This is a genomic window from Micromonospora humi, assembly GCF_900090105.1.
GTDB classification, from domain to species: Bacteria; Actinomycetota; Actinomycetes; order Mycobacteriales; family Micromonosporaceae; genus Micromonospora; species Micromonospora humi.
Genome location: NZ_FMDM01000002.1, coordinates 353413 through 379318 on the forward strand (window position 1 = coordinate 353413; position 25906 = coordinate 379318).

General features: G+C 74.4%; 30 protein-coding genes. 9 read left to right on the top strand and 21 right to left on the bottom strand.

The features are described from left to right. Nucleotides 1–519, bottom strand: a complete 519-nt coding sequence (locus tag GA0070213_RS04690; protein WP_091058567.1) for a GNAT family N-acetyltransferase — start codon at nt 517–519, stop codon at nt 1–3. Nucleotides 520–626: 107 nt separating this feature from the next. On the opposite strand from GA0070213_RS04690, the gene GA0070213_RS04695 reads away from it, so the two are divergent. Together GA0070213_RS04695 and GA0070213_RS04700 are read left to right on the top strand one after the other, a co-directional pair. Further along, the gene (locus GA0070213_RS04695) at nt 627–1544 is read left to right on the top strand and encodes an alpha/beta hydrolase family protein (RefSeq protein ID WP_091057782.1); all 918 of its coding nucleotides are present in this window, start codon (nt 627–629) and stop codon (nt 1542–1544) included. Then, nucleotides 1541–1960, top strand: coding sequence for an ASCH domain-containing protein (locus tag GA0070213_RS04700; RefSeq protein ID WP_091057786.1), 420 nt, complete (start codon nt 1541–1543; stop codon nt 1958–1960). The genes GA0070213_RS04695 and GA0070213_RS04700 overlap by 4 nt, the downstream gene beginning before the upstream one ends. Before the next feature lie 30 nt (nt 1961–1990). Here the strand turns inward: GA0070213_RS04700 and GA0070213_RS04705 are convergent, their stop codons facing one another. The 6 genes from GA0070213_RS04705 to GA0070213_RS04730 form a co-directional block, all read right to left on the bottom strand. After that, the gene (locus GA0070213_RS04705) at nt 1991–2932 is read right to left on the bottom strand and encodes an inositol-3-phosphate synthase (RefSeq protein ID WP_091057790.1); all 942 of its coding nucleotides are present in this window, start codon (nt 2930–2932) and stop codon (nt 1991–1993) included. A 66-nt stretch (nt 2933–2998) separates the two neighbouring features. Then, complete coding sequence (locus GA0070213_RS04710) at nt 2999–3625, bottom strand: hypothetical protein (RefSeq protein ID WP_091057793.1); 627 nt, start codon at nt 3623–3625, stop codon at nt 2999–3001. Next, the gene (locus GA0070213_RS04715) at nt 3613–4035 is read right to left on the bottom strand and encodes a hypothetical protein (RefSeq protein ID WP_091057797.1); all 423 of its coding nucleotides are present in this window, start codon (nt 4033–4035) and stop codon (nt 3613–3615) included. The genes GA0070213_RS04710 and GA0070213_RS04715 overlap by 13 nt, the downstream gene beginning before the upstream one ends. A 30-nt stretch (nt 4036–4065) precedes the next feature. After that, the gene (locus GA0070213_RS04720; RefSeq protein WP_091057800.1) at nt 4066–5193 is read right to left on the bottom strand and encodes a CaiB/BaiF CoA transferase family protein; all 1128 of its coding nucleotides are present in this window, start codon (nt 5191–5193) and stop codon (nt 4066–4068) included. Between the two features lie 94 nt (nt 5194–5287). After that, nucleotides 5288–5659, bottom strand: a complete 372-nt coding sequence (locus tag GA0070213_RS04725; RefSeq protein ID WP_091057803.1) for a VOC family protein — start codon at nt 5657–5659, stop codon at nt 5288–5290. An 18-nt stretch (nt 5660–5677) separates the two neighbouring features. Continuing rightward, on the bottom strand, nt 5678–5977 hold the full coding sequence (locus GA0070213_RS04730) for a DUF5988 family protein (protein ID WP_245716263.1): 300 nt from the start codon (nt 5975–5977) through the stop codon (nt 5678–5680). 351 nt (nt 5978–6328) lie between these two features. Here GA0070213_RS04730 and GA0070213_RS04735 point away from each other — a divergent pair, with 351 nt between their 5' ends. Further along, the gene (locus GA0070213_RS04735) at nt 6329–7729 is read left to right on the top strand and encodes an acyl-CoA synthetase (protein WP_091057810.1); all 1401 of its coding nucleotides are present in this window, start codon (nt 6329–6331) and stop codon (nt 7727–7729) included. A 5-nt stretch (nt 7730–7734) separates the two neighbouring features. Here GA0070213_RS04735 and GA0070213_RS04740 read toward each other — a convergent pair whose 3' ends face one another. From GA0070213_RS04740 to GA0070213_RS04750, 3 genes are all read right to left on the bottom strand, one after another. Then, nucleotides 7735–8367 (bottom strand): dihydrofolate reductase family protein, encoded by a 633-nt coding sequence (locus GA0070213_RS04740; protein ID WP_091057813.1) that lies wholly within the window; start codon nt 8365–8367, stop codon nt 7735–7737. A 177-nt stretch (nt 8368–8544) separates the two neighbouring features. Further along, a complete protein-coding gene (locus GA0070213_RS04745; protein WP_091057817.1) occupies nt 8545–9261 on the bottom strand; it encodes an alpha/beta fold hydrolase in 717 nt (238 codons plus the stop codon). A 74-nt stretch (nt 9262–9335) separates the two neighbouring features. Beyond that, the gene (locus GA0070213_RS04750) at nt 9336–10517 is read right to left on the bottom strand and encodes a YbfB/YjiJ family MFS transporter (RefSeq protein ID WP_091057822.1); all 1182 of its coding nucleotides are present in this window, start codon (nt 10515–10517) and stop codon (nt 9336–9338) included. A 153-nt stretch (nt 10518–10670) separates the two neighbouring features. Between GA0070213_RS04750 and GA0070213_RS04755 the strand changes: the two genes are divergently transcribed. After that, nucleotides 10671–11288, top strand: coding sequence for a TetR/AcrR family transcriptional regulator (locus GA0070213_RS04755; RefSeq protein WP_091057826.1), 618 nt, complete (start codon nt 10671–10673; stop codon nt 11286–11288). Then, the gene (locus GA0070213_RS04760; RefSeq protein WP_139128618.1) at nt 11285–11512 is read left to right on the top strand and encodes a hypothetical protein; all 228 of its coding nucleotides are present in this window, start codon (nt 11285–11287) and stop codon (nt 11510–11512) included. The genes GA0070213_RS04755 and GA0070213_RS04760 overlap by 4 nt, the downstream gene beginning before the upstream one ends. Nucleotides 11513–11569: 57 nt before the next feature. Here GA0070213_RS04760 and GA0070213_RS04765 read toward each other — a convergent pair whose 3' ends face one another. Both GA0070213_RS04765 and GA0070213_RS04770 read right to left on the bottom strand, forming a co-directional pair. Beyond that, on the bottom strand, nt 11570–12769 hold the full coding sequence (locus GA0070213_RS04765) for a metallophosphoesterase (protein WP_091057831.1): 1200 nt from the start codon (nt 12767–12769) through the stop codon (nt 11570–11572). A 228-nt stretch (nt 12770–12997) separates the two neighbouring features. Beyond that, nucleotides 12998–13474: a DUF6326 family protein gene (locus tag GA0070213_RS04770; protein WP_091057835.1), complete on the bottom strand. Its 477-nt coding sequence runs from the start codon at nt 13472–13474 to the stop codon at nt 12998–13000. 232 nt (nt 13475–13706) lie between these two features. Here GA0070213_RS04770 and GA0070213_RS04775 point away from each other — a divergent pair, with 232 nt between their 5' ends. Together GA0070213_RS04775 and GA0070213_RS04780 are read left to right on the top strand one after the other, a co-directional pair. Then, entirely contained in the window at nt 13707–14795 is a 1089-nt protein-coding gene (locus GA0070213_RS04775; RefSeq protein WP_245716264.1) for a sensor histidine kinase, read from the top strand. Further along, nucleotides 14792–15448 carry a response regulator gene (locus GA0070213_RS04780; RefSeq protein WP_091057840.1) on the top strand — a complete coding sequence of 219 codons (657 nt, stop codon included), beginning with the start codon at nt 14792–14794 and terminating at the stop codon, nt 15446–15448. Before GA0070213_RS04775 ends, GA0070213_RS04780 begins: the two co-directional genes overlap by 4 nt. 63 nt (nt 15449–15511) lie before the next feature. Here the strand turns inward: GA0070213_RS04780 and GA0070213_RS04785 are convergent, their stop codons facing one another. Genes GA0070213_RS04785 through GA0070213_RS04795 form a run of 3 tightly spaced genes read right to left on the bottom strand, consistent with a single transcriptional unit; the run spans nt 15512 to nt 18225 of the window. Beyond that, entirely contained in the window at nt 15512–16612 is a 1101-nt protein-coding gene (locus GA0070213_RS04785; protein ID WP_091057843.1) for an FUSC family protein, read from the bottom strand. Between the two features lie 33 nt (nt 16613–16645). Then, complete coding sequence (locus GA0070213_RS04790) at nt 16646–17023, bottom strand: sensory rhodopsin transducer (RefSeq protein WP_091057846.1); 378 nt, start codon at nt 17021–17023, stop codon at nt 16646–16648. After that, on the bottom strand, nt 17020–18225 hold the full coding sequence (locus tag GA0070213_RS04795) for a D-arabinono-1,4-lactone oxidase (RefSeq protein ID WP_091057848.1): 1206 nt from the start codon (nt 18223–18225) through the stop codon (nt 17020–17022). The genes GA0070213_RS04790 and GA0070213_RS04795 overlap by 4 nt, the downstream gene beginning before the upstream one ends. Nucleotides 18226–18344: 119 nt before the next feature. Between GA0070213_RS04795 and GA0070213_RS04800 the strand changes: the two genes are divergently transcribed. Further along, nucleotides 18345–19082: a zf-HC2 domain-containing protein gene (locus GA0070213_RS04800; protein ID WP_091057851.1), complete on the top strand. Its 738-nt coding sequence runs from the start codon at nt 18345–18347 to the stop codon at nt 19080–19082. A gap of 85 nt (nt 19083–19167) precedes the next feature. On the opposite strand, the gene GA0070213_RS04805 is transcribed toward GA0070213_RS04800, so the two are convergent. Continuing rightward, entirely contained in the window at nt 19168–19734 is a 567-nt protein-coding gene (locus GA0070213_RS04805) for a sigma-70 family RNA polymerase sigma factor (protein WP_091057854.1), read from the bottom strand. Between the two features lie 161 nt (nt 19735–19895). After that, nucleotides 19896–20369, bottom strand: a complete 474-nt coding sequence (locus tag GA0070213_RS04810) for a molybdenum cofactor biosysynthesis protein (protein WP_091057857.1) — start codon at nt 20367–20369, stop codon at nt 19896–19898. A 91-nt stretch (nt 20370–20460) separates the two neighbouring features. On the opposite strand from GA0070213_RS04810, the gene GA0070213_RS04815 reads away from it, so the two are divergent. Then, nucleotides 20461–21675, top strand: a complete 1215-nt coding sequence (locus GA0070213_RS04815) for a hypothetical protein (RefSeq protein ID WP_139128619.1) — start codon at nt 20461–20463, stop codon at nt 21673–21675. 41 nt (nt 21676–21716) lie between these two features. Here the strand turns inward: GA0070213_RS04815 and GA0070213_RS04820 are convergent, their stop codons facing one another. The 4 genes from GA0070213_RS04820 to GA0070213_RS04835 all read right to left on the bottom strand — a co-directional run bounded on the left by GA0070213_RS04820 (nt 21717) and on the right by GA0070213_RS04835 (nt 25796). Further along, nucleotides 21717–22802 (bottom strand): NYN domain-containing protein, encoded by a 1086-nt coding sequence (locus tag GA0070213_RS04820; RefSeq protein ID WP_091057863.1) that lies wholly within the window; start codon nt 22800–22802, stop codon nt 21717–21719. A 36-nt stretch (nt 22803–22838) separates the two neighbouring features. Continuing rightward, nucleotides 22839–23066 (bottom strand): hypothetical protein, encoded by a 228-nt coding sequence (locus tag GA0070213_RS04825; protein WP_091057865.1) that lies wholly within the window; start codon nt 23064–23066, stop codon nt 22839–22841. A gap of 189 nt (nt 23067–23255) precedes the next feature. Further along, nucleotides 23256–24845, bottom strand: coding sequence for a DHA2 family efflux MFS transporter permease subunit (locus GA0070213_RS04830; protein WP_091057868.1), 1590 nt, complete (start codon nt 24843–24845; stop codon nt 23256–23258). A 366-nt stretch (nt 24846–25211) separates the two neighbouring features. Then, nucleotides 25212–25796: a DUF305 domain-containing protein gene (locus tag GA0070213_RS04835; protein ID WP_091057872.1), complete on the bottom strand. Its 585-nt coding sequence runs from the start codon at nt 25794–25796 to the stop codon at nt 25212–25214. Between the last annotated feature and the right edge of the window lie 110 nt (nt 25797–25906).

Below are 25906 nucleotides of genomic sequence, written 5' to 3' on the forward strand. Positions count from 1 at the left end.
TCAGCCCAGCTTCTTCCGCAGCGTCTCGAACGCCAGGTCCGGGCGGCGGGGCACGCCGAAACGCTCATCGCCGTACGGGAACGGGCTGAGCTCGCCGGTACGCACGTAGCCGCGCCGCTCGTACCAGGCGATCAGGTCGTCGCGCTGGACGATCACGGTCATCCGCAGCTCGCCGGCGTGCCAGCTCTCGCGGGCGTACCGCTCGGCCTCGGCCAGCAACTCGCGGCCCAGCCCGCCGCCCTGGTGCCGCGGGTCGACCGCGAACATGCCGAAGTAGGCGTGGTCGTCGCGCCGCTCCACCTGGCAGCAGGCGATGAGCCCGCCGTCGCGCTCCGCCACCAGCACCACGCCACCCGGGCCGGTCACCGCCGCGGCCACCATCTCCGGGTCGGTGCGCTGCCCGTCGAGGAGGTCCGCCTCGTGGGTCCAGCCGGCTCGGGCGCGGTCCCCCCGGTACGCCGACTGAATCAGGTCGACCAGGGCGGGCACGTCGGCGGGTCGAGCGGTGCGGGTGTGCATCGTGTTCTCCACGGTCGAGGCGGCGTACCGGGCCAGCGTACGCAGGCCGCCGCCCCGGCCTGGCGCGGACCCGGCGGGACCGGCGCGGGCGTGGTTGACTGCCCGGCATGGAGGCGACCATCGGAGCGCCGGGCCTACCGGCCACGCTCGACCTGCCGGCCGGGCCGGCCCGCGGCGGTCTGGTGGTGTTGCACGGCTCGCACGCCGACCAGCGGTCCTCCTTCCTCTACGAGCACCTCGCCCGGCTGCTGCCGCCGGCCGGCGTCGCGGTGCTGCGCTTCGACCGCCGCCCTCGCGTCGACGGTCACGACGTGCCGCTGAGCGACCAGGCCGACGACGCGGCCGCCGCGCTCACCGAGCTGCGCCGGCACGTCGGATCGGCGCCGGTCGGGCTGTGGGGTTTCAGCCAGGGCTCGTGGGCGGCGGCGCTCACCGCGACCCGGAATCCGGTCGACTTCCTGATCCTGGTCGGGTCCAGCGGGGTGAGCCCGGCGGTCCAGATGCGCTACGGCACCGCCGAGCAGCTGCGCCGGCACGGCTACGGGCCGGCCGAGCTGGCCGAGCTGGCCCGGCTGCGCGAGGTCGCCGAGGGGTTCCTGCGCGGCGACGTGCCCCGGTCGACGGCGCAGGCGGAGCTGGACGCCGCGGTGCGGCGGCCGTGGTTCCCGCTGGCGTTCCTGCCCCGCGTGCTGCCCGAGGCGCCCGGCACCTGGGCCGACATGGATTTCGACCCGGCGCCGATCCTCGCCCGGCTGACCGGCCCGGTGCTGCTCTGCTACGGCGAGACCGACGCGTGGACCCCGATCGACGACAGCCTCGCGGTGTGGCGGCGGGCGGCCCGCGACGCCGAGCTGACCGTGGCCCGGCTGGCCGGCTGCGACCACGCGCCCACGCTCGACGAGCGCGAGGACCTGGCCGGCGTCAGCACGCAGTACGAGGCCGTCCTGCTCGACTGGCTCGACCGGCAGCTCCCGCGGCAGTCCGATCGCCGGCAGCCGGAGCCGCGGCTACGCTGCCTGCCATGACCGCCGCCGAGCTGCCGACCTACGAGTTCGCCTTCCCCGGGCCGCTGCGCGACCAACTGGTCGCCGCCGTGCTCGACGGGACGAAGACCAGCACCACCGGCTTGCTCCAGGATCTCGAGATCGAGGGCGAGGCCATGCCGGAGGTCGGCGCCCGCTTCGCGGTGGTCGACTCCGCCGGCCGGCCGGTGGCCGTCATCGAGCTGGTCGAGGTCCGCGTCGCCCGGATCGGCGACGTCGATCTCGACCACGCCCGCGACGAGGGCGAGGGCTACGCGTCGGTGGCCGACTGGCGTGCCGGCCACGAGAACTACTGGCACGGCGTTGACTACCGTGGCTGGCTCGGGGACCCCGCGTTCACGATCGACGACGACACGCCGGCCGTGCTGGAGCGGTTCCGGCTCGTCGAGACGCTCTGACCGAGGCGTTCGGAGCGGACGCGAACTCGCTCAGACCGCCGTGCCCGGAGGCGACTTCAGCAGGGACTCCGCCTCGGGAAGGTGCCCACCTCGGCCCGCGCGCAGGGCGGCTGCGGCCATCCGGACGAGGTCGATGTTCACGCCGGCCGCGCCGCTCGGGTCGTGCACCGTCAACCGCAGGTCCAGGCTGACCGCCGTCCCGCCCCAGCCCTGCGCCTCGATGTTGACGTGCGCGACCTTCTGCGACCCGAGGTGCGGCAGATAGCCCAGGGGCGCCAGGTGCACCCGCTCGGAGCCCAACGCGTTCAGCTTGGACCGGTGTTTCGTGTCCGGGTGCTCCGCCAGGTTGCGGAAGTCCTCCGTGCCACCGAGGTTGACCTGGTAGGAACTGGTCAGGGTGAGGCCGCGCTCGGCCAGCAGGCGCAGTAGCGCGTGGTGGACGACGGACGTGCCGAACTGACTGGCCAGATCGTCCCCGATCAGGGGTAGGCGGGCCTCGGTGAACCGCCCGAGCAGTGCCGGGTCCCGGGCGAGCGGGTCGGACGTGGTGTTGACGAATCCCACCCCGGCCAGGAGTGCCGCCTCGGCGTAGGCGCGTGCGGTGTCCGGCCGGCCGCTCGGCGCGGAGTAGAGCAGGACCTCGGCGCCCGTCAGCGCGGCGGCCACCCGTTCGACCTCCGCCGAGTCGACGAGGCCTCGCTGGACGAGCACACCGGACGGCGCCAGGTCCGCGCCCAGGCGGGGGACGTTGTTGGGGGGCAGGAAGATCGCATCGTGCAGGTCCCGGCCCACCCGGACCGGCGAGGTGGCGAACGCCGCGACGACCTCGACCGCGTCCACGCCCAGCCCGGCGACCTCAGGATGGCGGACGCCGGTCAGGCTGCCCGTCCGCCGGTGCAGGTCGATGCCCTGCACCAGCGCCGAGGTGTTGTTCCCGACGCCCACGACGGCGACCTTCACGCTTTCGATCATGCCGGGCAGGCTACCCGCGGGCCGCCCCAGATTCCGCCCCGCGCCCGCGTCCGGACGCAAGCCGCGTCATCGCGTCGCGGGGACGTAGCGCACACCCGCAGGCTCCGGGAACAGGTAGCCGAAGCACGGCGGCGGGTCCGCGCGGTCGAACGGTTCCTCGACATCCGGGTCGCCGAAGACCTCGAAGCCGATCAGCCCGAGCCGGAAGCCGACGTCGTCGTACATCTCGGCACCGACCGCGGCCAGCCAGTCGTCGATCGGCCGGCGCCAGTCCAGCGACCGCGACCCGCCGTCGTCGGAGAACGGGAAGCCGCCCACCCGCGCGTCGACCCGGGCCAGCGCGGTGGTCGGCACGTAGAAGTCGACCCAGTCGGTGCCCTGATCCTCGCGGGTGACGAAGACGCCGCAGACGATCCGGGCGCCGCCGGGCAGGTCGACCCGGCCGTACAGGTGGTCCGACCCGACCATCGACGACCAGGCGGGCGGGACCACGATGGTCTCGTCCGGTTCCCGGTCCGGGTCGAGGTGGCAGCCCCGGATGCCGGCCGCCCGCCACAGCGCGCCCAGCGCACGGTCCAGTCGCTCGTCGTCGGCGTCGCCGACCTCGATCGCCAGCTCGTAGAAGCCGCCGGTCCAGTTCTCGGCGTCGGTGAATGCGGCCGGGTCGGGTGGAGCGCCGGTCAGTCGAGCCACCAGGCTTGCATGTCCGCCCCGACCGGCGTGAAGCGCAGCACGGTGACCACGAGGCCGGCGACGACGCCGACCAGTAGCAGCGCCCGCAGCGCGCCGGACAGCGCCCGGCGGTCCCGGGCCAGCAGCAGCGCGCCGTAGCCGGCGAGCAGCGGGCTCGCCAGGCCGGCGAGGAAGAGCATCGCGGTGAGGCCGTAGAGCCACATGAACGGGTTCCAGCCGTGCATGCCCAACGGCACGAGGTCCTTGGGGTCGTAGGCGCCGCTGCGCATCTCGGCCGGGCCCACGTCGGCCGCCGTCATCCGGGCCAGCCAGAGGGCGGCGACGGCGAGGAACGCCAGCACCAGCGCGAGTTGGGCCGCGGCGACGGTGCGCGCCAACGGCGGCCGGGCCGGCAGGGCATCGACGGACATGGCGACGATCGTAGTGGACCGCGCCGCGTCTCACTCCCCCGCGAGCCAGGCGCGCAACTCGGTGCCGTGCTCGTCCAGGTCCGGCGGGGGCAGGTCGTAGCGGGGCGGGCTGGCCGACAGGCCGATCGGATGTCGGACGCCCGGCACCCCGCCGACGGTCACCACCGGGTCGAGCCCGAGCCGCTGCGCCAGCGCCACCCCCTCGGCGACCGAGTTGATCGGGCTGCACGGCACGCCGGCCGCGCGCAGCTCGCGGAACCACTCCGCGCTGCCGCGCCGGGCCAGCGCCGCGACCAGCAGCGGCCGCAGGGCGTCGCGGTGCGCGGTGCGGTCGGTGTTGCGGCGGAACCGGGCGTCGTCCGCCAGTTCCGGCACCCCGAGGACCCGGCAGAGGGTACGGAACTGGGCGTCGTTGCCGGCGATCACCACCAGTTCGCCGTCGGCGGTGGGCAGCGGCTCGTACGGCACGATGCTCGGGTGGGCGTTGCCCGTCCGCTGCGGCGTCACTCCCCCGGAGACGTACGCGGCGGCGTGGTTGACCAGCCCGGACAGCGCCGACGAGAGCAGGTCCACGGTGACGTGCTGCCCGCGGCCGGTCCGCCCGCGGTGGTGCAGCGCGGCCAGGATCCCGATCGCGGTGTGCAGCCCGGCGATCACGTCGAGGACGGCCACGCCGGCCTTGTAGGGCGGGCCGTCGGCGTCCCCGGTGAGGCTCATCAGGCCGGCGGCGGCCTGCACCATGAGGTCGTAGCCGGGCAGGTCCGCGCCGGCGGCGGTGCCGAAGCCGCTAATCGACGCGTACACCAGGGCCGGGTTGCGGGCGGTGAGCGTGTCGTGGTCGAGCGCGAAGCGGCGCAGCGCGCCGGGGCGGAAGTTCTGGATCAGCACGTCGGCCCGGTCCGCCAGTCGGTGGGCCAGCACCAGGTCGTCGGCGTCGGCGAGGTCGAGGACCACCGACCACTTGTTGCGGTTGACCGCGAGATAGTAGGTGGAGACGCCGTCGCGGACCGGTGGCCGCCAGTCGCGGGTGTCGTCGCCGCCCGGCGCCTCCACCTTGACCACGTCCGCGCCGAGGTCGGCCAGGAGCATGGTCGCGTACGGCCCGGCGAGGATCCGGGAGAAGTCGGCGATGAGCATCCCGCGCAACGGTCCCGACATGTGTTCTTGTTCCTCCCGCCGGTCGCGTCACCGCACCGGCCGTGACGGCCCCGCCGCCGTCGCCGGCGGCGGGGCGTCCGTCGATGACGGCGGACTAGGTCGTGTTCGCTCCGGGCACCGCCCAGCGCAGGCCGGCCGGGTCCCGCAGCACCACGCCCACCGGGGGGCCGCCGTTCGTCGCCTCCAGCGTCGCGCCGGCGGCCAGCGCGCGCTGCACGAGCAGGTGCGGGTCGGCCGGGGTGAGCGACATCGGGACGTCCCCGCCCTGCTCGGCCGTCCGGTCGGACCACTCGCTCACCGTCAACCGGTGGTCGCCGACCACCAGCTCGGCGTGCACGACCCGCCCGTCCAGCAGACATTCCCGCTGCACCGGCACGGCCTCGAAGACCTCCGCGTAGAACGCGGTCACCGTGGCCACGTCGGTCACCGCCAGGTGCGCATCGTTGCGCAGTTCCCCGACGCCCATCGCCCTACCGCCTCTCACTCACTCCGCGATCCGGGTACGGCCGGTCCAGCGGAACACCGCGGGCACGCCGTCGAGGGTGACCGCGGGGTCCCGCTCGAAGTGCTCGTAGCCCCCGTAGTAGCGCACCTTGATCTTGGATTCCACCGTGGACACCCGCTGGTTGCGCAGCTCGGCCGGCAGCATCGCCGGTCCGCCCTCCAGCACCGCCTCGACGACGCCTGCGGCGTCGGCGCCCACCTGGGCCGACCAGGCGCTCCGGTCGTCGCCGTCGACGAAGGAGCCCCGGACGGCCGGAGCGGGATTGATAGAAGCTGTCATGACACGACCTCCGTCGCTCGTCGTTCAGCCTCGCCATGCGCGCGCAGTCGCCGAACGCATCTGTCGAGCGGATCGCCGCCGCATTCCGCCGAGACGGAAGGAATGGCCCTGCACCGGTGGCCGGTGGCGATCTCCTGTGCCATTCGACCGTAATCGGGGTCACAATTCCGAAAGAACCCTTAGGCACCCCCTAACGCGAACTGTTCGCCGAGGCCGGACCGGGCGCGCCGGCGCCGGCGCGACACCGGGCGCTAGGGGTCGGACACGCCGTAGGGGTGGCTGCCCGCTCGGGGACGCCGTTACGGTCGGGGCGTCCGAGGTCGGCGCCGGCCCGACCCGAGAGGGGACGCCGTGCCGCTGCTGACCTGGCTGGACGAGTCCACCGACGAGCGCCCGGGCGCGGTCCGCGTCGACGACCGGTCGCTGTCCTGGGTGGAGCTGCGTCGGGCGGCCGGCGCGGTCGCCGACGACCTGCGCGGCGTACGCCGGGTGGCGGTGTCCGCCACGGCCAGCCTGGAGACCGTGGTCGGGGTGGTCGGCGGGCTGCTCGCCGGTGCGGCGGTGGTGCCGGTGCCGCCGGACGCCGGGCCGGTGGAACGCGACCACATCCTGCGCGACTCCGGGGCCGAGGTGCTGCTGGGGCCGCCCGGCCCGGACGGCGTCGCCGACCCGCCCGTGGTGCCGGTCGACCTGGCCCGGCGCTCGGACGGCCGCCATGCCGAGCCGGACCCGGCGGCCACCGCGCTGATCCTCTACACCAGCGGCACCACCGGCGCACCGAAGGGCGCGGTGCTGTCCCGCCGCGCGATCGCCGCCTGCCTGGACGGGCTCGCCGACGCCTGGGCCTGGACGCCGGACGACGTGCTGGCGCACGGGCTGCCGCTGTTCCACGTGCACGGGCTCGTCCTCGGGGTGCTCGGTCCGCTGCGCCTGGGCAGCCGACTGCACCACGTCGGCCGACCCCGCCCCGACCGGTACGCGGCCGCCGACGGCACGCTCTACTTCGGCGTACCCACGATCTGGTCGCGGATCGCGGCGGAGCCGGCGGCGGCGCGGGAGCTGCGCGGCGCCCGGCTGCTGGTGTCGGGCAGCGCCGCGCTGCCCGAACCGGTCTTCGCCGCGCTCGCGGACCTGACCGGCCATCGGCCGGTCGAGCGGTACGGGATGACCGAGACCCTGATCACGGTGAGCGCCCGGGCCGACGGGCCGCGGCGACCGGGCACGGTCGGCGTGCCGCTGCCCGGCGTGCGCACGCGGGTGGTGGACGAGCGTGGCGCCGCGCTGCCCGCCGACGGCGACGCCATGGGCGAGCTGCAGGTGCGCGGCGACACGCTCTTCGACGGCTACCTCGACCGGCCGGACGCGGACGCGGCGACCCGGACGGCGGACGGCTGGTTTCGCACCGGCGACGTGGCCACCGTCGGACCGGACGGCTGGCACCGCATCGTCGGCCGGGCCGCCACCGACCTGATCAAGAGCGGCGGCTACCGGATCGGCGCCGGCGAGGTGGAGGACGCGCTGCTGGCCCACCCGGGCGTGCGGGAGGCCGCCGTCGTCGGCACCCCGCACCCCGACCTGGGCCAGCAGATCACCGCGTACGTGGTCGGTGACGGCCTGGGTGAGGCCGAGCTGATCGACTTCGTGGCCCGGCAGTTGTCCGTGCACAAGCGTCCCCGGCAGGTGCGGCTGGTCGACGCGCTGCCCCGCAACGCCATGGGCAAGGTGCAGAAGAGCCGGCTGACCGAGGGCTGACGGCCTCAGACACCCCGGTCGGGCGCGCTCATGTCGCCGGTCGCGGGCGTGCCGTCGGCGAGCCCGTAGCGCAGGTAGACGGTGCCCTTCGGGTTGGCGACCGGCGGTTCGAGGAGGGTGACGTTCGTGGGCACCGCGCCGCCGTCGAACACCTTCTTGCCCACGCCGAGCACGATCGGGTGCACCCAGAGGTCGATGCGGTCGAAGAGCTTCTCCCGCAGCAGCGTCTGCACCAGGTTCACACTCCCGACGACCTTGACGTTCTCGTGCCGGTCCCGCACCTCGCGCACCGCCGTCACCAGGTCCGGGCCGAGCTGCGTGGAACCCTTCCAGGACAGGTCGGGCCGGCCGCGGGAGGCCACGTACTTCGGGATGCGGTTGAAGAGCGAGGCGATCTCGTTGTCCTCGCCGCCCTCCTGGTGCGGCCAGTAGGCGGCGAAGATGTCGTAGGTCCGCCGGCCGAGCAGCAGGGCGTCGGTGCCCTGGTAGGCCTTCATCACCTGCGCGCCGGAGACCTCGTCCAGCAGCGGCGCCTGCCAGCCGCCGAACGCGAACCCATCCGGGTCCTCGTCCGGGCTGCCGGGCGACTGCGCCACGAAGTCCAGGGTGGTGAACAGCTCGATCTGGATGACGCCCATGTCGTACTCCCGTTGAGTTGGTTGCCGGTCGGAAGGTAGACCGGCAACGCGCTTCCGACTCATCGCTGGGCCGCCGCGACGCGTCGGGACGGCTCGATCGCGCTCGAACTCGGCGACGTCCGACGGTCAGGGCCCGTGCTGTTCGAGTCGGCGCGACGGCGGTCCGGAGCCCCGCCGTCAGGCGGTGCTCGCTGGCCGCCCGGCACCGGCCCGGCGTCGATCAGCCGACTCACCGGTCTGCAGCAGGATGTTCAGCAGCTCGTGCGGCGCGTCACGCATCAGGTTGTGGCCGCCGTCCACGGCGTGCGTCGTCCACGCGGGATCGTCGCGAAGCCGCTGATAGGTGGGGGTGAACGGGGAAGGTCCGTCCCATCCTGCCGCGTACACGTAGACCCGGTGCCGGATCCGTGCGGGGTCCGCGGTGAGCCGGAGCGGTTGCAGCAGGGAGGCGATCGGATGAGGAGTGGCCCGTGCGTCGAAGAACGGTAGGGGCCGTACCGCGTAGCCGCTTTCCACCACGTCGGCGTACCACCGGCGCTCCTGGTCGGTGACGAGGTTCCAGCAGGAGTCGTCGTGCTGCGGCACCACGGCGTCCAGGTACACCAGGGCCCGCACGCGTTCGGGCATCCGGTCGGCGACGCCGGTGGTCACCATCCCTCCGTAGCTGTGGCCGACCAGTACCGCGTCCTCGATGTTCTCCGCGTCGAGAACGCCCGTCACGTCCTGGATGTGGGTGTCGAGGTTAACCCCGCCGTGGAGCAGATGACTGCGCTCGCTGAGTCCCGTCAACGTCAACGGGTAGGCCCGGTGCCCCCGGCGGCGGAGCTGCTCGGCAAGCTCCGCGAAGCACCAACCGCCGTGACACATACCGGGAACGAGGATGAAGGTGACCATTGCCGTGCTCCTTCTGTCGGGTGGACTGGTCGTCGAGGTGCCGGGGAGGTGGCCGGCGGGGTGCCGGAGCGGTGTCACCGGGGCGTGGCGTCGAGCGTTCCGTCCCGGAGCGCCGGGGCGCCTGCTGGGGTCGCTCGCGCGCGACGTCGGGGACGCGCGGTCGCGGCCACCACGGCGGCTGTGCCGCAGAGGATCGCGGTCCACGCCAGGGTGGCCGCGGCCGAGGTGCCGTCGGCGAGGACGCCGGCGACCCAGGGGCCGACCGTCTGGCCGGCAGCGAAGAGCATGGTGAAGACCGAGAGTGTGCGGGTCCAGTCGGCCGGCGGGGTGCCGCCCTTGATGAGCGCGGTGACGGCGGCGGGGACGCCCATGAACGTGGCCCCGTAGATGATCGCGGAGGCGAGGATGACCGGCGGCCATGGCGCCGCCAGGGCCAGTGCCGCTCCGACGCTCAGAGCGCCCAGCAGCGCGGCGAGGGCTCGGGTGCCGGGCCAGTCGGTGATGGGTCGGCTCCACAGCACGGGTGCGGCCACGACGGCCAGCCCCAGCGCTGTCCAGATGAGCACGACCTGCGCGACCGGCGCGTGCTGGTCGGCGAGGTGCGCGGACAGGAAGGTGATGTAGGTGATGTAACCGGCGGCGAACAGCAGGTATGCCACCGCGGTCCGGGCCAGTGGCCGTACCCGCGCGCGACCGCCGGGGACCACCGCGGCGTCTTCGTCCGTGCGCGCCGCGGTCCAGCTGACCAGGGTGGCCAGGCCGGCCGCCAGGCCCAGGACTACCCAGGCCACGCGCCAGTGCTGCCCCAGTGGCGGCACCGCCGCGGCGCTGACGACGATGCCCAGTCCGGTGCCGGCGAAGTAGATCGTGATGGGCGCGGCCGACGCGGTGCGGACGGCGAGGCGTGACGCGATCACACCGCCGGCGATGAACACCACCGCCCCGGCCGCCCCGGCGGCGGCCCGGGCGATCAGCAGCACCGGGTAGGCGCTGCTGGTCGCGGCGGCGGCCAGGGCCGTCGCGGTGAGGATCATTCCCAGCCGGAAGGCGGTCGCGGTGCCCAGCCGGCGTACGACGGGGCCGGTCGCCAGTGCGCCGAGGAGGTAGCCGAGCCCGTTGGCGGCACTCACCGTGCCGGCTTCGGTGAGGCTCCAGCCCAGGTCGGCGCTCATGGCGGGAAGCAGCAGCCCGTAGGCGAAGCGGGCGAGCCCGAGAGCCGAGGCGGTGCCGAGGGCGAGCCGCGCCGAGGTCCTCATCGGCGCTGGGCTGCCGGGGGCTCCCGACGGACGCGCCGAGCCGATGACGGCGGGTCGAGGAGTAGGGCTGACATGACGCGCCTCCAAGTACGAACCGATCGGTTCGATCTGGGATGCTAACAGCAGATCGAACCGAGCGGTATCATCTTCGCCATGCCGGTCACCAAGGGCTCGACGCTTGATCCGGCGCGCACCCGCGCCACCATCCTCGAAGCGGCCACGGTCCTGCTCTACGCGCGCGGGCTCGACGGTGTCGGCGTCGCCGAGCTGTGCAGCAGCGTCGGAGTGTCCAAGGAGACGCTCTACCGGCACTTCGGCACGAAGGACGGGCTCGTGCGAGAAGTCCTGGAAGCCCGCAGCGAACGGGTGTCGCGCTGGCTGGCCGACGCCGCCTCGGCCGCCGGGGACGACCCCGCAGCCCAGCTCGCTGCCGTCTTCGACGCCCTTCAGCAGTGGTACTACGAGCCTGTCTTCCGCGGCTGCGCAATGGTCAACGCGGCCGCCCAGCACCACGTCGAGGCGGTACGCTCGATCACCGGCCGCCATCTGGACCGCCACCTCGAACTCCTCACCGGCATCGCCACCCGCGCCGGCGCCGCGGATCCGGACGCGCTGGGACGGCAGTTGCTCATGCTGGTCGAGGGGGCGACGATCGTCGCCGAGCACCGTGGCGCGGCCAGCACGGACGGGCACGCCCGCCGCGCCGCGCTCACCCTCCTGGCCGCCGCCACCACCGACGTGTCGGCCGACGGCCGTACCACGCCACCGTGATGGTCGAGGCGGCGAACTCGACGTCCCGGCGGCCGAAGCTCGTGGAGGCCCGGACCGTGGTAGCGGGCAACGCCCTCGCCGAGGCCGTCGTGCGACGAGCCGAAGCCCTGCTCGCCGGCGACCAGCGGGCGCTGCTCGCCACGGCCGACGCGTTCGGCGCTGCCGCTACCAGTCCGCGAGAACGCCGGTGCTCGCCGGTGGCGCCCATACCGCCCGCGGCGTGACGGCACTCGGCGACCGCGGACTGACCCCGGCCGACGGCATGGCGGGCCGCGAAGATCTCAGGACGGCCGGTCCGGTCGGCGCTGTCCCGCCCGCAGAGTGAGCAGAGTGATCTCGCTCGGCGCGAAGATCCGGAACGGCGGTCCCCAGAACCCGGTGCCCCGACTCGTGTAGAGCTGGGTCCGACCGTGCCGGCTCAGGCCCTGCACCACCGGCTGGTCGAGTCGGACCAGATAGTGGAACGGCCACATCTGGCCGCCGTGGGTGTGCCCGGACAGCTGCAGATCCACGCCGGCCGCCACCGCCTCACCGATCTGCTTCGGCTGATGAGCCAGCAGCAGCACCGGTAGCTGCGAGTCGGCGCCGGCGAGCGCCGCGGCGTGGTCGGCCCGGTGACCGGCGACGCCGGACGACCCGGCGGTCACGTCGTCCACCCCGGCGACGACGAGCCGCGCGCCGCCCCGCTCCACCACGAGGTGCCGGTTGTGCAGGGGTTCCCAGCCGAGGGCACGCATGTGCTCCACCCAGCCCTGCGCCTCGCCGTAGTACTCGTGGTTGCCCGTCACGTACGCCCGCAGAAGCCCGGCCCGGACGGCACCGAGCGGCGCGGCCTGCGCCCGGCGCTGCTCGACCGTGCCGTCGGCGATGTCGCCGGTGTGGCAGACGATGTCGGCGCCCAGGCCGTTGACGACCTCGACGGTGCGGGCCGACCAGCGGGCCCGGTCGATCGGGCCGTAGTGGGTGTCGGTCAGCAGCACCACCCGGACCCCGTCGAGACCGGCACCGAGGCGGTCGACGGTGACGTCGACCCGCCGGACCCGGGGCACCCGCATCGCCTCGACGTACCCCCAGCCCGCCAGCGCGACCGCGACCACCGCGACGCCGACCGCCACGGCCCGCGACCGGACCGGGTCGGCGACGCCCGCCACGGCCAAGGCGAGACGGACCACGTTGCCGAGCACCGCCCAGACGAACAGGATCCACACCAGACCGAGGAGAACGTCCCCGGCGCGGGCCGCCGCGTCGGACCGCCTCCGGCCGTGCCCGAGATACATCAGGGCCGGGAACGCGCACAGCGCGGCGGCGAACACCGCCGAGCCGGCGGCCGCCAGCGGGGTCGGCCAGCGCGCCGCCACCGTCAGCGTCCACCACGGCACCCCGAAGAGCAGCAGAAGGATCGCGACCAGCGTCGCCCCCGACGCCAGCGGTCGCAGCGACCGTCGCCTCGGGCGTACCTGTACGGCCTCACCGGTTGCCATCTCGTCCTCCTGCCGCGCCCGTGCAGCATGACACGGTCCGAGTCCGGTCGACCACGCGCCGGCCGACGGGGCGATGACGCCCCGGGGGACCCGGGGCGTCATCGCATCGGCTCACATGAGTGCCCGCAGCCATCACCTACGTCGATCCGGCGTACCGAGGCCCGTGCACACTTCGGCGAGGGTGCTGCGCGCCGTCGGCGCCGTCCCTCTCCCGGCCTGCCTCGAACGTCACACCCGGTCCTGGGCGAGGTCACGGCCGGCGGTGGTTCGAGCGATCCGGGGCCAGGTCCATGCGGCGCGCAGGATGAAGGCCAGGAGCAACAGCTCGAGGCCGATGGAGAGGCCGTAGAAGGAGAGGTAGGTCCAGGACTCGCCGGCTGCGTTGTACACCGAGACGGGGATGTAGAGCGTTGCCACGACGAGGTTGGTGGCGCGGGCGACACGGGCGGGGAGTGTCGTGGAGAGCAGGATCATGAGGATCGGGACGGCCATGAGCGTGAGCGCCAGGGCGACGAAGGTCGGGCCGGTGTCGAACTCGTGGACGGTGCCGGCCAGGATGTCGTCGATGAAGCCGGGCTTGTACAGGGCGAGGTAGTCGACGTAGATGTAGAGGAACATGAAGCTGGCCCAGGCTGCGGCGAGCTTCGCCTGGACCGGGATGTGCGCTTCCTGGAGCACACCGGCTGGGCGGTCGGTTCTGGTCATGAGGTCTCCTGTGTGCTGGCGTCAGCCCGGGCGGCTCACTCGATGCCTTGAACCATGGCAAGCGTCGACGGGCGCCACCTCCGTTCGCGGGCTCGAGCTGTCCCGGCCGCAGGCACGGCACATCCGCCGTACTTTCGACTGATCCGCCCGAGCGGCGGCCCCCTTACGTTGTGCGGGAGGGGGAAGCATGCTTGCTGGGATCTGGGCTGAGCCTCGCCCCACACGTGCGCCGGTGCGGGTCTGGCGGGACTGGGTGCTGTCCTCGGCTCTTGTCGCGATCTCGGTCGTCGAGATACTGCTGCGCGACGACAGGGCATGGGCGCCGTTGCTGGTCGGTGTCAGCGTCGTGGTCGCGGTATGCCTGCTGTGGCGACGCACGCGGCCGCTGGCCGCCGTCACCGTCGCCTTCGGCGCCGTTCTCGCGTTCGACGTCGCGAGGATCCTGGTCATCGACACCACCGGCCTGCTGGGCATCGCCGGGCTGCTGGTGCTGCCCTACGCCCTGCTGCGCTGGGGGGCGGGACGCGAGGCCGCCCTCGGGCTCGGCATCATCCTCGTCTGGCTGCCCGTCACCCTCATCGCGAGCCCGACCTCACCCGCGGAGAAGGTCGCCGGTTACGGCTTCTTCCTCTTCTCGGCCGCGCTCGGCGCGGCCATCCGCTACCGCACCAGAAGCCACGACCGCGACATCGAGCAGGTGCGGCTCCATCAGCGCAACGAACTCGCCCGCGAGCTGCACGACACGGTCGGCCACCGCGTCTCGGCCATCGCGGTCCAGGCACAGGCAGGTCGCGCGCTGTCCGCCATGGATCCCCAGCGCGCGCTGGCCACCCTGGTCACCATCGAGGAGGAGGCGTCCCGGACGCTCACGGAGATGCGAGCCCTCGTGGGCCTGCTGCGCGACGGAACGGACGCCGATCTCGCCCCCCGGCGAGGAGTGGTGGACCTCGAACGACTAGCTCGTCCCGGCGGGGAGGTGTTGGGCGTCCGCGTGCGGGTCTCCGGTGACGTGGAGAACGTTGAGCCCGCGGTCGGCACTGCCGTCTACCTGATCGCCGCCGAGGCGGTCACCAACGCGACCCGCCACGCCTGCGGCGCCACCGGGGTCACCGTCGACGTCACCACCTCCCGCAGCCAGGTGCACCTGCGAGTGCGGGATGACGGTGAGGCGAGCACGGCCGGCACCCGGCATGCCGGCTACGGGCTGCGCGGCATGGCCGAGCGGGCCAGCCTGCTCGGCGGCACCCTCCGGGCGGGACCTGATCCGGACGGCGGCTGGAGCGTCGACGCCTCGCTGCCTCGCACGGTGCGGGCGTCATGACCATCCGCGTGCTGATCGCCGACGACCAGGACATCGTCAGGGCGGGGCTCTGCATGATCTTGGGCGCACAACCGGGCATCGCCGTCGTCGGCGAGGCCGCCGACGGCCGCCGGGCGATCGCCATGGCCCGCGCGCTGCGTCCCGATGTGTGCCTGCTGGACATCCGCATGCCCGGGGTCGACGGGATCGAAGCCACCCGCCAGCTCGCCGGGGCCGACGTCGCCGATCCTCTCGCCGTCGTCGTCATCACCACGTTCGACCTCGACGAGTACGTCTACGGCGCGCTGAAGGCGGGCGCCCGAGGTTTCCTCCTCAAGGACGCCGGCGCCGAGATGCTCACCCAGGCCATCCGAGCCGCCGCCCGCGGCGACGCCCTGATCGCACCGAACATCACCGCGCGGCTCCTGTCCTCCTTCGCGAACAGCCGCTCGCGCGCGATGCCACCCGAGCCGGTCGAGCCGCTGACCGCCCGCGAGGAACAGGTCCTGCGGGCTGCCGCCCGCGGGCGGACCAACAGCGAGATCGGCGATGAGCTGTCCATCAGCCTCAGCACCGTCAAGACCCACATCGCCGCCCTGATGCGTAAGCTCAACGCCCGCAACCGCGTCGAGATCGTGATGTGGGCCTACGAGACACGCCGCGTCGGCACCTGACCGCGCAGCGAGCACGTTCACGGTGACGTGTGCCGGCAAGGCAGCCTTCTGACCGACCCGCTGTCAGCGGGCCGCCGCGGCCCGGCGGACCAGGCGGCGCGCCTCGTCGGCCGGGACCCCGGTGGCGCGCAGCACGTCGTTCGCGGCCGTCCGCAACTGCGAGACCACGATGGTGCCGGAGAAGCCGATGTCCTGCCGGCACGCCGCGCCCGCGTCGCGCACCGCCCGCAACACCCGCTCCCGGGCCGCGACCGGCTCCCGGGCGGCGAGGAACTCCCGGTGCAGCAGCCGGATCGCCGCGCCGAAGTGCTCCAGCGCGGCCGGCAGGTCCGGCGGCACCGGCTCGTCGTCGCGCAGCGCGGTGCCGACCCGGCGGACCAGCGCGCGACTGTTGCGGAACGCCCGGTCCAGGTGCTCGGCGCCGCGCCGGTACGCGTCCAACGCGCGCCGTCGCCGCCGGCGCACCGGGGAGAAGCGGACCACCTCGTCGGCGGCGCTCACCAACTCGTCGATCCGGTCGAGGTCCGGCTCGGCGGCGCGCATCCGGGTCAACACCGCGTCGGCGGCCCGCACGTCACCGCGGGCCAGCGCCTCCGCCGAGGCGGTCAGCTCCTGGGCGAAGGTGTCCAGCGCCGGGTCGGCGACCCGACGCACGGTGCGCAGTGGGTTGAGCGGCGCGATGACCAGCACCACCAGCAGGCCGACCGCGCCGCCGACCAGCGCGTTGATGGTCCGGGGCAGCTCCAGGTCCGGCGAGACCGGGGTGAGCGTGGCGACCAGCACCGCCGTACCGCCGGCCTGGGTGACGAGCGCGCCGGTGCCGCGCACCAGCACCGCCGCGGTGACCGCCAGGAAGACGATCACGCCGGTCTGCCACGGACCGGTGCCCAGCAGGCGGATCAGCGCGTCACCGACCACGATGCCGAGGACCACGCCGACGATCAGCTCGACGGTGCGCCGGGTGCGGTTGCCGAGTGACGCGGCGATGACACCGACGGACGCGGCGGGCGCGAACGTCGGGTCGGGGTTGCCGAGCACCTCACGGGCGACAAGCCAGGCCAGCGCCGCGGCCAGGCCCGCCTGGACCGCCACGATGACGTACGTGCGCAGCCGGTCCCGGCCGGCCCGTCCCGCCTCGCGTATCCGGTCGCCGGCTCCCCGCATGCGCCGGGGTACCCGCCGCCGCGCTGTCGAACCTCACCCCGGGTACGCCATCGTGCCGGTCAGCGCCACCACGCCCGGCAGCCGGGTGTCCTGGCGCAGGAACTGCACCACCACCGGCACCGGGGACCGCAGCACGCAGCCGTACGGGCGGTCGAGCCGTACCGCCTCCGGGTCGATCAGGTCGTTGACCCGCACGTGCCGGATCCGGCGGGCGGCCACGAGGATCCGGTACGGCCCGACCGGCTCGGCGTCCTCGTAGTAGAGGTCGAGCGTCAGCGCGGCGTCGTCGCCGCCGGCGTTGAGCACGCAGAGCTGGTCGAAACCGGTGAACTCGGGCTCCGTCCCGTGCGCCGGGAACGGCACGTGCCCGCCGGGGACCACCCACACCCGGGCGCCGACCGGCGCGGTCACGAGTCCTCCAGCAGCCGGGCCAGGTCGGGGGTGAGGAACACCCCGTCCGGGTCGAGCCGGCGCCGGACCGCCTGGAAGTCGTCCCAGCGGGGATAGAGGGGACGCAGCTCCCGCGCGCCGAGCCAGTGCTTCTTGCCCCAGTGCGGCCGGCCGCCGTAGTGCCGGAACACGGACTCCATGTCGCGGAAGTAGTCGTCGTAGGGCAGGGAGGTGTTCTGCAGGCAGGCGATCGTGGTGGTGGGACGGCCGTGGGCGTTGCTGAGCCAGATGTCGTCCGGCGCGACGGTGCGCACCAGCACCCGCCAGCCGGCCACCCGCCGGTGCCGCTCCCGCACCCGGCGACGCACCTCGGCGAAGCAGGCCGGGAACGCCTCCGAGGGCAGCATGTACTCGATCTCCTCGAACCGCAGCTCCCGGCGCCGGGGGATGGTGCGGTGGGTCGGCCCGACCTGATTCTGCCGAGGTTCGCCACCCGGCGCCCGCGACCCGGGCCACGCCGGTCGGCGGTCCGCCTCGTCGACCCGGTTGATCACCCGGATCTGCGTCCGGTCGCTGCGGGGATACCAGTAGAAGTCCATGTTGCGGTTGGTATGCTGAAGTTCGGCGAGGTGGTCCAGCGTCCAGTCCAGGCGGGCGCACCAGGACCGCCGGTGCAGCTCGTAGCGCGGCTGCACGTGGAGGGTGACCCGGGTGACGACGCCGAGCGCGCCGAGCGAGAGCCGGGCGGCCGGCAGCAGCTCCGGATTGCGCTCCGCGTCGATCTCCAGCACCTCGCCGGTCCCGGCGACCAGGCGTACGCCGGTGAGCTGGGTGCTCAGGTTGCCGAAGCCCAGCCCGGTGCCGTGGGTGCCGGTGGCGGTCGCCCCGGCGATCGACTGGTAGTCGACGTCGCCCAGGTTGTCCATGGCCAGCCCGGCGTCGTAGAGACCCTCGCCGAGCGCCTTCAGCCTGGTGCCGGCCCAGGCGGTGGCGAGCCGGCCGTCGTCGGAGATCACGCCGGCGAGCCGGTCCAGGCCGAGCAGGATCCCGTCGGTACGCACCAGCGGGCTGGACGAGTGCCCCGAGCCGACCGGGCGGATCGGGACGCCGCTGTCGCGGGCCCGGCGCACCAGCGCGCACACCTCGTCCTCGTCGGCGGGTTCGGCCCACTGCGCCGGGGTGAAGGAGAGGCTGCCGGACCAGTTCACGAACGCCCGTGTCACCGCACTCCCCTCCCCGACCCGGCGGTCCGGCCCGCTTACCCGCGCCCGTCCGGGCTAGTCACCGGCGTGATCGGCACCCCGCCGGGAACCAGGCGGGGGGTCCGGACGACTATCCCTACATGGCGTGTGAGCAGTGGCGGGAGATCCTGTCGGCCGAGCTGGACGGTGAGGCGTCCCGGGCCGAGACCGAGGCGGCCGAGGCGCACCTGAGCGGCTGCGCCGGGTGCCGGGGCTGGTTCGACTCGGCCGCGGCGGTCACCCGGCGCGCCCGCACGCAGCTCGCCCCGCAGGTGCCCGACCTGGTGGCGTCCGTGCTGGCCGCCGCGCCGCCGCCCCGGCCGAGCCGGCGCCAGCGGGTGGTGTGGGGGCTGCGCGCGGCGCTCGGCCTGCTCGGCGCGGTGCAGCTGGTGCTCGGCCTGGCGCAGATCGGCCGGGAGGCGGTGGTCGCGCACGCGCACACCTCCGGCCAGCACCTGTGGCACGAGTCGGCGGCGTGGAACGTGGCGGTCGGCGCCGGTTTCCTCTACGTCGCGCTGCGCCGGTCCACCCCGTCCGGGCTGCTGCCGATGCTCAGCGCGTTCGTCGCCACGCTGGTGCTGCTGTCGGTGAACGACCTGATCACCGGGCAGGTGGCGATGACCCGGCTGGTCAGCCACGGTTTCCTGCTGGTCGGCTGGGCGGTGATGCTGCTGCTGTCCCGGCCCGGGCTGCGTCCCGGGGACACGCCGCCCGGCCGGCGCCGGTCGGCCGGCTCGCGCTGGGCGCTGCGTACCGACGAGCCGGCCGCCCCGGCGCCGCTGCGGCTGGTGCCGCCCGGCCCGTACACCGCGCAGGCCCGCGACCGGCGCGCCGCCTGACGCCCGCACCGGCCGCGACCGTCGACGGACGCTGCGGGCCGGGCGGGCGGGCGACGCGCGCCTGCCGGCCGGCGGTGGGGGCGGCTCAGCGGGCCCGGCGGTCCCGGAGGTCGCCGGACCAGGCCGCGACCAGGTCCTCGCGGGCGCGGGCGACCCGCGACCGGATGGTGCCGACCGGGCAGCCGCACACCTCGGCGGCCTCGGCGTAGGAGAGGCCGAGCACCTGGGTGGCGACGAACGCCTCCCGCCGGTCCGGGGCGAGCCCGGCGATGAGCCCACGCAGCGCGACGCCGTCGTCTCCGCCTACGGTGACCGCCCCGGCCGCCTCGGCGGCGGTCTGCCAGTCCGGCAGCGCGGCCACCCGGGGGCGGACGGTCGCGGCGCGGACGTGGTCCACGGCGACCCGGCGGGCGATGGTGAAGATCCAGGTGCGGGCCGAGGACCGCCCGGCGAATCCGGGCAGGCTGCGCAGCGCGCGCAGGAACGTCTCCTGGGCCAGGTCGTCGGCCTCGGCGGGACCGGCCAGGTGGGCGAGGAACCGCCACACCGGGCCCTGGAGCGCCCGGACGAACGCGGCGGCGGCCACCTGGTCGCCCCGGCCGGCCTGGTGCGCCCACCGGGTCACCTGCTCGTCGTCGGCGTCCGGGCTCATCCGCGGCCCGCCCGCCGGTCCGGCACCGTCATGCCGGACGGTACGGATGCGGGCGTCGCTCGGTTCATCCCTGGCGTCCTCTCCGTCACCTCGCCGCCGATCCGGCGATCGGTGACCCCGAGGTTGGTCGGCCGGCGGGCCGGGAAAGTTCCCGGACGGGGTCAGTCGCCGACGGCGACCGTGACCGGCCCGACCCGCAGGACGCCGTCGGTGAGCGGCTCGGCGCGTACGCCGGCGCGGCGGCGCATCGCCGTCCAGGTGCCGGGCGCGACCACCACGTCCAGCCAGGCGCAGGGCGGTGCGGCCCGGTGCACGCGCAGGCGGACCGGACCGTCGCCGGAGTCCAGGGTGAGCACCCGGCCGACCAGCTCGTCGACCGCGATGCCGCGGGTCAGCACATTGCGCCGGAGCTGGGTGAGGTCGGCGCCGGCGGGCAGCGACTCCTGCGCGATCAGGGTGACGCTCGCCGTGCGGTGCGCCGGCCGGCCGAAGTAGCGGTCACCGACGACGCCCAGGCCGGCCCGGAGTCGCACCTCGCCGACCAGCTCGTCGGGGGGTGCCGGGGCGGGACCGTCCGCCGGCCGGCCGACGTAGCGGTGCACCGGCGAGGCCAGCAACTGGACGATCCGCGGCATGGCCCGAGTCTAGGCGCGGGCATAACGCCACCAATGCGGATGATAGCCACGCTCACGTGTCCGCGTACCGGTGGCCGGCGTTGTACCGGGCGTGACGGCGAGACGACCCGACCCGCTCGGGTCCCATCCGGCGCGACGGCTGGCCTGGGCGCGGCGCGAGAACGAACTCCGGCGTCGGGCGTACGAGACGGCGGCGCGCGGCTGGCGCCGCCGGGCGGACCACCTCGACCGGCTGCGGATCGAGGCGGACGGGTTCCACGGATGCGCGCTGCCCGGCACGCCGCTGCCCGTGCCGCTGGACGACGGCGAGGTCGTCTACCGCATCCTGCCCGTCGTCGAGCTGGTGGAGGCCACCGCCCGGCACCTGGCCGGCCTGCCCGCACCCGCCGGGACGCTGGTCGGACGCCTCGACCCGGTCGACGGCCCGCTGCCGGCCGGGCTGCGCGTGGTCGACACCGGCGCCGCCGTGGTGACCGACCGGCGGGTGGTCTTCGCCGGCCGGGACGGCCGCCAGGACTGGCCCCTGCGGGAGCTGCGGGGCGCCGGGCACCACCCCGACCGCCCGGTGACGCTGCTGCACCGCGCCGACGGCGCACCCCCGTGCGGGTTGCGGGTGCCGGCGCCCGGCGCCGCGAACACCCGGTTCTACCTGACGCTCGCCCACGCCGACGCGACCGGGGCGAGAAGCGCGGTCGCGCAGGACGTCGAGGCGTTGCGCGCCGCCCACCGGGCCGCCCGGCCACGGCCGCCCCGCCCGCTGGGCCCCGCCGACGCCCCACCCGACCGGATGCCGCCGGGACGACTGGTGGCGGCCGGCATCGCGGTGGTGGCCGTCCTGCTCGGGGTCACCTCGGCCGGCACCTGGCCGGCGACCGCCGGGCCGAACCAGTCGTCGGCCCGCTCCGCGGCGCCCGCGCCGGTCGGGAGCGGCCGGGTCGGCACGGCCCCGGACACGCCGACGCCGGTCGTGCCCCCGGTCGATCCGCGGGCGACCGGTGGTCCCGGGGCTCCCCGCACGCCGCCCCGGCCGGATCGCCCGCCCACCCGGCCGTCGCCGGCCACCGCGGCAGGCCGGAACGGTACGCGGGTCGTCGCCCCGGGCTCGACGGCCGTTCCCGGCCGGTCGTCGGCGCCGACGCCGCCACCGGCCACACCGACCGACCCGGTCCCGAGTCAGGTTCCGCCCTCCCCGGCGACTCCCAGCCCCACCGTCGTCACCAGCCCCACCGTCGTCACCAGCCCGACCGGCGCGCCGAGCCCGCCGGCCGACCCGAGCCCGACCGCAGCCCCCGGCCGGACCGGGTAGCCGCGACGGGTCACCCGCCGTGGCCGGCGACGCCGGTTCGGTCAGGACGGCTGCGGACTGAGCAGGTAGTCGCCGTCGTCGGCGCTCCAGCGCAGGTCCACCGCCCCGTCGGTGGCGGCGGCCTTGCAGAACTGCAGGAAGCTGCGGTAGCCGAGCTTCTTCTCGCTGAAATCCGGCCGGGCGCGCCGGAGCTGGTCCTTCAGCCCGGACAGCGCCACCGCGCCGCCCTCTCCCGCCAGATCCACCACCACGGACCGCAGCAGCCCGAACGCGACCTCCCGGTCACCGCGCTCGGGCAGCGACACCTCGGGGTCGCCCTTGGCCGGGCCGGCGGCCAACTCCACCACGTTGGAGGCGGCCAGGTGCCGCAGCAGTTCCCCGAAGGTACGGAAGCCGTAGTTCGACTCGCTGAACGTCGGGTCCTTGCGGAGCAGGGCCCGCTTCAGGCCGGACGCGGTCACCTCACCGCCGCCACTGCCCTGCATGCCGGCCACGGTCTGCACCAGCAGGACGGCGAGGGTGTCCACGTCCCGCGACGGCTCCTCCTCGACCGGACCGGTCTCCTCCACCGCCGGCTCGGGCGCCGGCTCCACCGGCGACGGCCCGGTCGAGCGGGCCGGGCGCGGGCGGCGGGCCGCGGGCGGCGGCACGTCGACCCCTTCGAGGCGGTCGTAGTAGAGGAACTCGTCGCAGGCCGGTGGCAGCAGCGCCGAGGTCGACTTCTCCACCCCGACACCGATCACCCGCTTGTTCAGCTCGCGCAGCTTGTGCACGAGCGGGGTGAAGTCGCTGTCGCCGGTGCAGATCACGAACGTCGAGATGTAGCCCCGCTCGAACGCCAACTCGACCGCGTCCACGGCCATCTTGATGTCGGCCGCGTTCTTGCGCGAGAAGCCCATCCGCTGCGGGATCTCGATGAGTTCCACGTGCGAGCGGGTCAGCATCCGCCGGTCCTCGTCGAAGTACGACCAGTCCGCGTACGCCCGGCGCACCACCACCCGGCCGCGTTCGGCGAGGGCGTCGGCGATCGGACGGAAGTCGAACGGCCGACCACCGTGATGGTCCCGCACACCCAGCGCCAGGTTCTCGTAGTCGAGGAACAGCGCGATCCGGTCTTCCTGATCCACGCCGGTCAGCCTAGCCGGGCCGGACCGTCGCGCCGGTCACCGCCGCCCCTCGTCACGGTAGACGGTCTCCCGGCGGGCCACCCGCTGGATCGCGTAGCTGGCCACCAGGAGCAGCAGGGCGAGCACCACCTCGACACCGGCGACCGCGCCGTTGGCGACGGTGAGGCCGAGCAGCAGCAGGATCAGCCCGACCACGGCCAGCAGGCCCGCCAGCAGCAGCCGCTTGCGCCGCCGCGCCGACCGGTCCTCGCCGCCTGCGCTCACCGTGCCCGCCTCTCGCCCGCCACCTCCGTCGAGCCTAGGCGCAGCCCGGCCCGCCGGTGGTGGATACGGCCGGCATCCCGCCTCCCGCCCGGCCGGCCAGCACCGGTCCTGCCGCCGGCGCCGCGGGGGCGGCCGGGACGGCGTGGGGCCGACCACCGGCGGCGGTCGGCCCCACGGCGACGGGCGGGATCAGTGGATCGGCACCGGCATCGGCCGCTGCTCCTCCCCCGGCTCGCCGTCGAGCAGGTGCGACGGCTCGCGGCGGCGGGGCAGGAAGGCGGCCGGGATGAAGGTGAGTAGCACCAGACCGAACGCCACCCAGAACGTGGTGGCGAACGAGTTGGCCGCGAAGTCGAGCCCCCGCTCGATCAGCGACGGCGGCACCGGGAGCTGCTGGGCCAGCTCGGGCTGCTGCTGCACGCCGATGGCGAGCTGGGCCTCGGTGACCGGCGCGCCGGTGCCCGGGTCGGTCACGCCGGGGATCACCCGCGAGCCGTTCAGCTCGCTGGTGAGGATCACCGACATCACCGCCGCGCCGACCGACCCGCCGATCTGCTGGAGGATGTTGACCAGCGTGGAGCCGCGGGCCACCTCCGCGGCCTGCAGCGTCTTCAGCGCCGACGTCATGATCGGCATCATGGTGCCGCCCATGCCGAGGCCCATCACGAACAGCGAGCCGCAGAGCAGCAGGTAGGACGTGTCGGTGCCGAGCTGGGTGAAGGTGAAGAACCCGGCCGCGATGAGCACCAGCGCGAACGGCACCGTCCGGCCGACCGGCACCCGGTCGGCGAGCATGCCGGCGATCGGCATGGTGAGCATCGCACCGATGCCCTGCGGTGCCATCAGCAGCCCGGCGGTCAGCGTCGTCTCGCCCCGGATCTGCAGGAAGTAGCTCGGGAACAGCAGGCCCGCGCCCATGAACGCGATGATGAAGACGAACAGGGTCAGCGAGGCGAGGGTGAGGTTGCGGTTGCGGAACAGCCGCAGGTCGAGCAGCGGGTGCCGGGGCCGGAACGAGTAGCGGACGAACGCCACCACCAGCGCCGCGCCGGCCGCCATCGGCAGCCAGACCTCGGTGTCGGTGACGGTGCCGGCCTCCGGCAGCGAGGACACGCCGTAGAGGAACAGCGCCAGGCCCGGCGAGAGCATCAGCATGCCGAGGAAGTCGAACGACTCGGACGGCTCGGGGGCGTCCTTCGGCAGCGCCAGCTGGGCGTAGATCAGCGCGACCACGCCGATCGGCAGGTTGATCAGGAAGATCCAGTGCCAGCTCGCGGTGTCGATCAGCCAGCCGCCGAGGATCGGGCCGCCGATCGGGCCGAGCAGCATCGGGATGCCGAGCACGGCCATCAGCCGGCCGATCCGGTGCGGGCCGGCGGCCCGGGTCATGATGGTCATGCCGAGCGGCATGAGCATGCCGCCGCCGAGCCCCTGGACCACCCGCCAGGCGATCAGCTCGCCGATCGAGTCGGCCGTGGCGCACAGCCCGGAGCCGATGGTGAACAGCGCCAGCGCCACCATGTAGAGGCGTTTCGTGCCGAACCGGTCCGCGGCCCAGCCGCTGAGCGGGATCACCGTGGCCAGTGCGAGGGTGTAGCCGGTCATGGTCCAGGCGACCCGCGCGTAGGACGCGTCGAACTCGCTCTGGAACGTCGGGATGGCCACGCTGACGACGGTCACGTCGAGGATCGACATGATCGCACCGAGCACGACGACGCCGGCCACCTTGAGCACCGCGGCGTCGAGTTTGTTCGATGTCGCGACGGGTTGCTGGGTCACAGACAGTCTCCTGGTTCCGGTCCGGTCCGAGGGGTGGCGGCGCCGCACGCACGCGGGGCGCGCGGCGGGACGAGGCCCGGCGAAAGCCTAGTCACGGCCTGCGACATCGCGCGGCCGGTTTTGCCGAGGCGAAGGGCCGCACACCCCCGTCCCCCGCCCGCCGCACCCCGGCGCCGACCCTCACCGAGCCGATTCCTCGAGAGAAAGACCCCGATCCGCCCCCTTTCACCCCTCCCCCACCCACCCCACACTCGTGACGAACGTCATGCCCCGCCGCCCGCCCGCCTCGTCGATCGTGGATGTCTGGTCGTTGACGAAGGGCGCATCAACGACATCCGAGGCGCCACAAGTCCACGATCGACGAGATCAGCGCCGGGGTGCCGCGCGCAGCTTCGCCATCAGGGCCACCTCGGCGGTACGGGAGCGGTCGATGCGGGCGGCGAGGTCGCGTACCCGCTCGCTGGTGCCGGCGGTGACCTGGGCGCGGGCGAGCTGGGCGGCGGTGCGCTGGTGCGCGGCGAGCACGTCGAGCAGCACCCGGTCCGCGTCGGCGGCCGGGGCGGACCGCAGCCGGGCCAGGCCGGCGGCGGCGTCGCTGTGCCCGGTGTGGTCGTGCCGCGCGGCGGCGGCCGCCGCCGACGGGCCGGCCTCGCGCAGCCAGCCGCGCATGGTGGCCAGCTCGTCGGTCTCGGTGGCGCGGACGGCGGCGATCAGGGTGCGGACCTCGGGGTCGGTGGCCCGGTCGAGCCCGACGCCGACGATCTCCAGCGTCTGCGCGGTGTGCGCCACCATCATGGCGAGGAAGAGCGCGTCGATGCCGCTGGTCGGGTCGGCGACGGCCGGGGCGGGGCGGGGCGCGGTGGGTGCCGGCGATCCGCCGCCGCAGCCGGCGGTGACGAGCAGCAGGGCGACGAGCAGCACGGACGGCACGGCGGCGGACGGGCGGCGCATGCGGGACCTCCGATCGGGAACGGGCGGACGGGCGGCGCGCGGCCGGCGGGACCGACCGGCCGCGCGACGCGCCTGGTCCGGCGGCGGGAACCCCACGGGTGTCCCGGTGG

Coding starts and splice junctions, on each gene's coding strand:
- GA0070213_RS04730 (WP_245716263.1), bottom strand. CDS start 5,977: ATGACAGCTTCTATCAATCCCGCTCCGGCCGTCCGGGGCTCCTTCGTC.
- GA0070213_RS04780 (WP_091057840.1), top strand. CDS start 14,792: ATGACCATCCGCGTGCTGATCGCCGACGACCAGGACATCGTCAGGGCG.
- GA0070213_RS04800 (WP_091057851.1), top strand. CDS start 18,345: ATGGCGTGTGAGCAGTGGCGGGAGATCCTGTCGGCCGAGCTGGACGGT.
- GA0070213_RS04715 (WP_091057797.1), bottom strand. CDS start 4,035: ATGTCCGTCGATGCCCTGCCGGCCCGGCCGCCGTTGGCGCGCACCGTC.
- GA0070213_RS04690 (WP_091058567.1), bottom strand. CDS start 519: ATGCACACCCGCACCGCTCGACCCGCCGACGTGCCCGCCCTGGTCGAC.
- GA0070213_RS04725 (WP_091057803.1), bottom strand. CDS start 5,659: ATGGGCGTCGGGGAACTGCGCAACGATGCGCACCTGGCGGTGACCGAC.
- GA0070213_RS04750 (WP_091057822.1), bottom strand. CDS start 10,517: ATGAGGACCTCGGCGCGGCTCGCCCTCGGCACCGCCTCGGCTCTCGGG.
- GA0070213_RS04785 (WP_091057843.1), bottom strand. CDS start 16,612: ATGCGGGGAGCCGGCGACCGGATACGCGAGGCGGGACGGGCCGGCCGG.
- GA0070213_RS04765 (WP_091057831.1), bottom strand. CDS start 12,769: ATGGCAACCGGTGAGGCCGTACAGGTACGCCCGAGGCGACGGTCGCTG.
- GA0070213_RS04810 (WP_091057857.1), bottom strand. CDS start 20,369: ATGCCGCGGATCGTCCAGTTGCTGGCCTCGCCGGTGCACCGCTACGTC.
- GA0070213_RS04740 (WP_091057813.1), bottom strand. CDS start 8,367: ATGGGCGTCATCCAGATCGAGCTGTTCACCACCCTGGACTTCGTGGCG.
- GA0070213_RS04700 (WP_091057786.1), top strand. CDS start 1,541: ATGACCGCCGCCGAGCTGCCGACCTACGAGTTCGCCTTCCCCGGGCCG.
- GA0070213_RS04770 (WP_091057835.1), bottom strand. CDS start 13,474: ATGACCAGAACCGACCGCCCAGCCGGTGTGCTCCAGGAAGCGCACATC.
- GA0070213_RS04745 (WP_091057817.1), bottom strand. CDS start 9,261: ATGGTCACCTTCATCCTCGTTCCCGGTATGTGTCACGGCGGTTGGTGC.
- GA0070213_RS04835 (WP_091057872.1), bottom strand. CDS start 25,796: ATGCGCCGCCCGTCCGCCGCCGTGCCGTCCGTGCTGCTCGTCGCCCTG.
- GA0070213_RS04720 (WP_091057800.1), bottom strand. CDS start 5,193: ATGTCGGGACCGTTGCGCGGGATGCTCATCGCCGACTTCTCCCGGATC.
- GA0070213_RS04705 (WP_091057790.1), bottom strand. CDS start 2,932: ATGATCGAAAGCGTGAAGGTCGCCGTCGTGGGCGTCGGGAACAACACC.
- GA0070213_RS04805 (WP_091057854.1), bottom strand. CDS start 19,734: ATGAGCCCGGACGCCGACGACGAGCAGGTGACCCGGTGGGCGCACCAG.
- GA0070213_RS04695 (WP_091057782.1), top strand. CDS start 627: ATGGAGGCGACCATCGGAGCGCCGGGCCTACCGGCCACGCTCGACCTG.
- GA0070213_RS04755 (WP_091057826.1), top strand. CDS start 10,671: ATGCCGGTCACCAAGGGCTCGACGCTTGATCCGGCGCGCACCCGCGCC.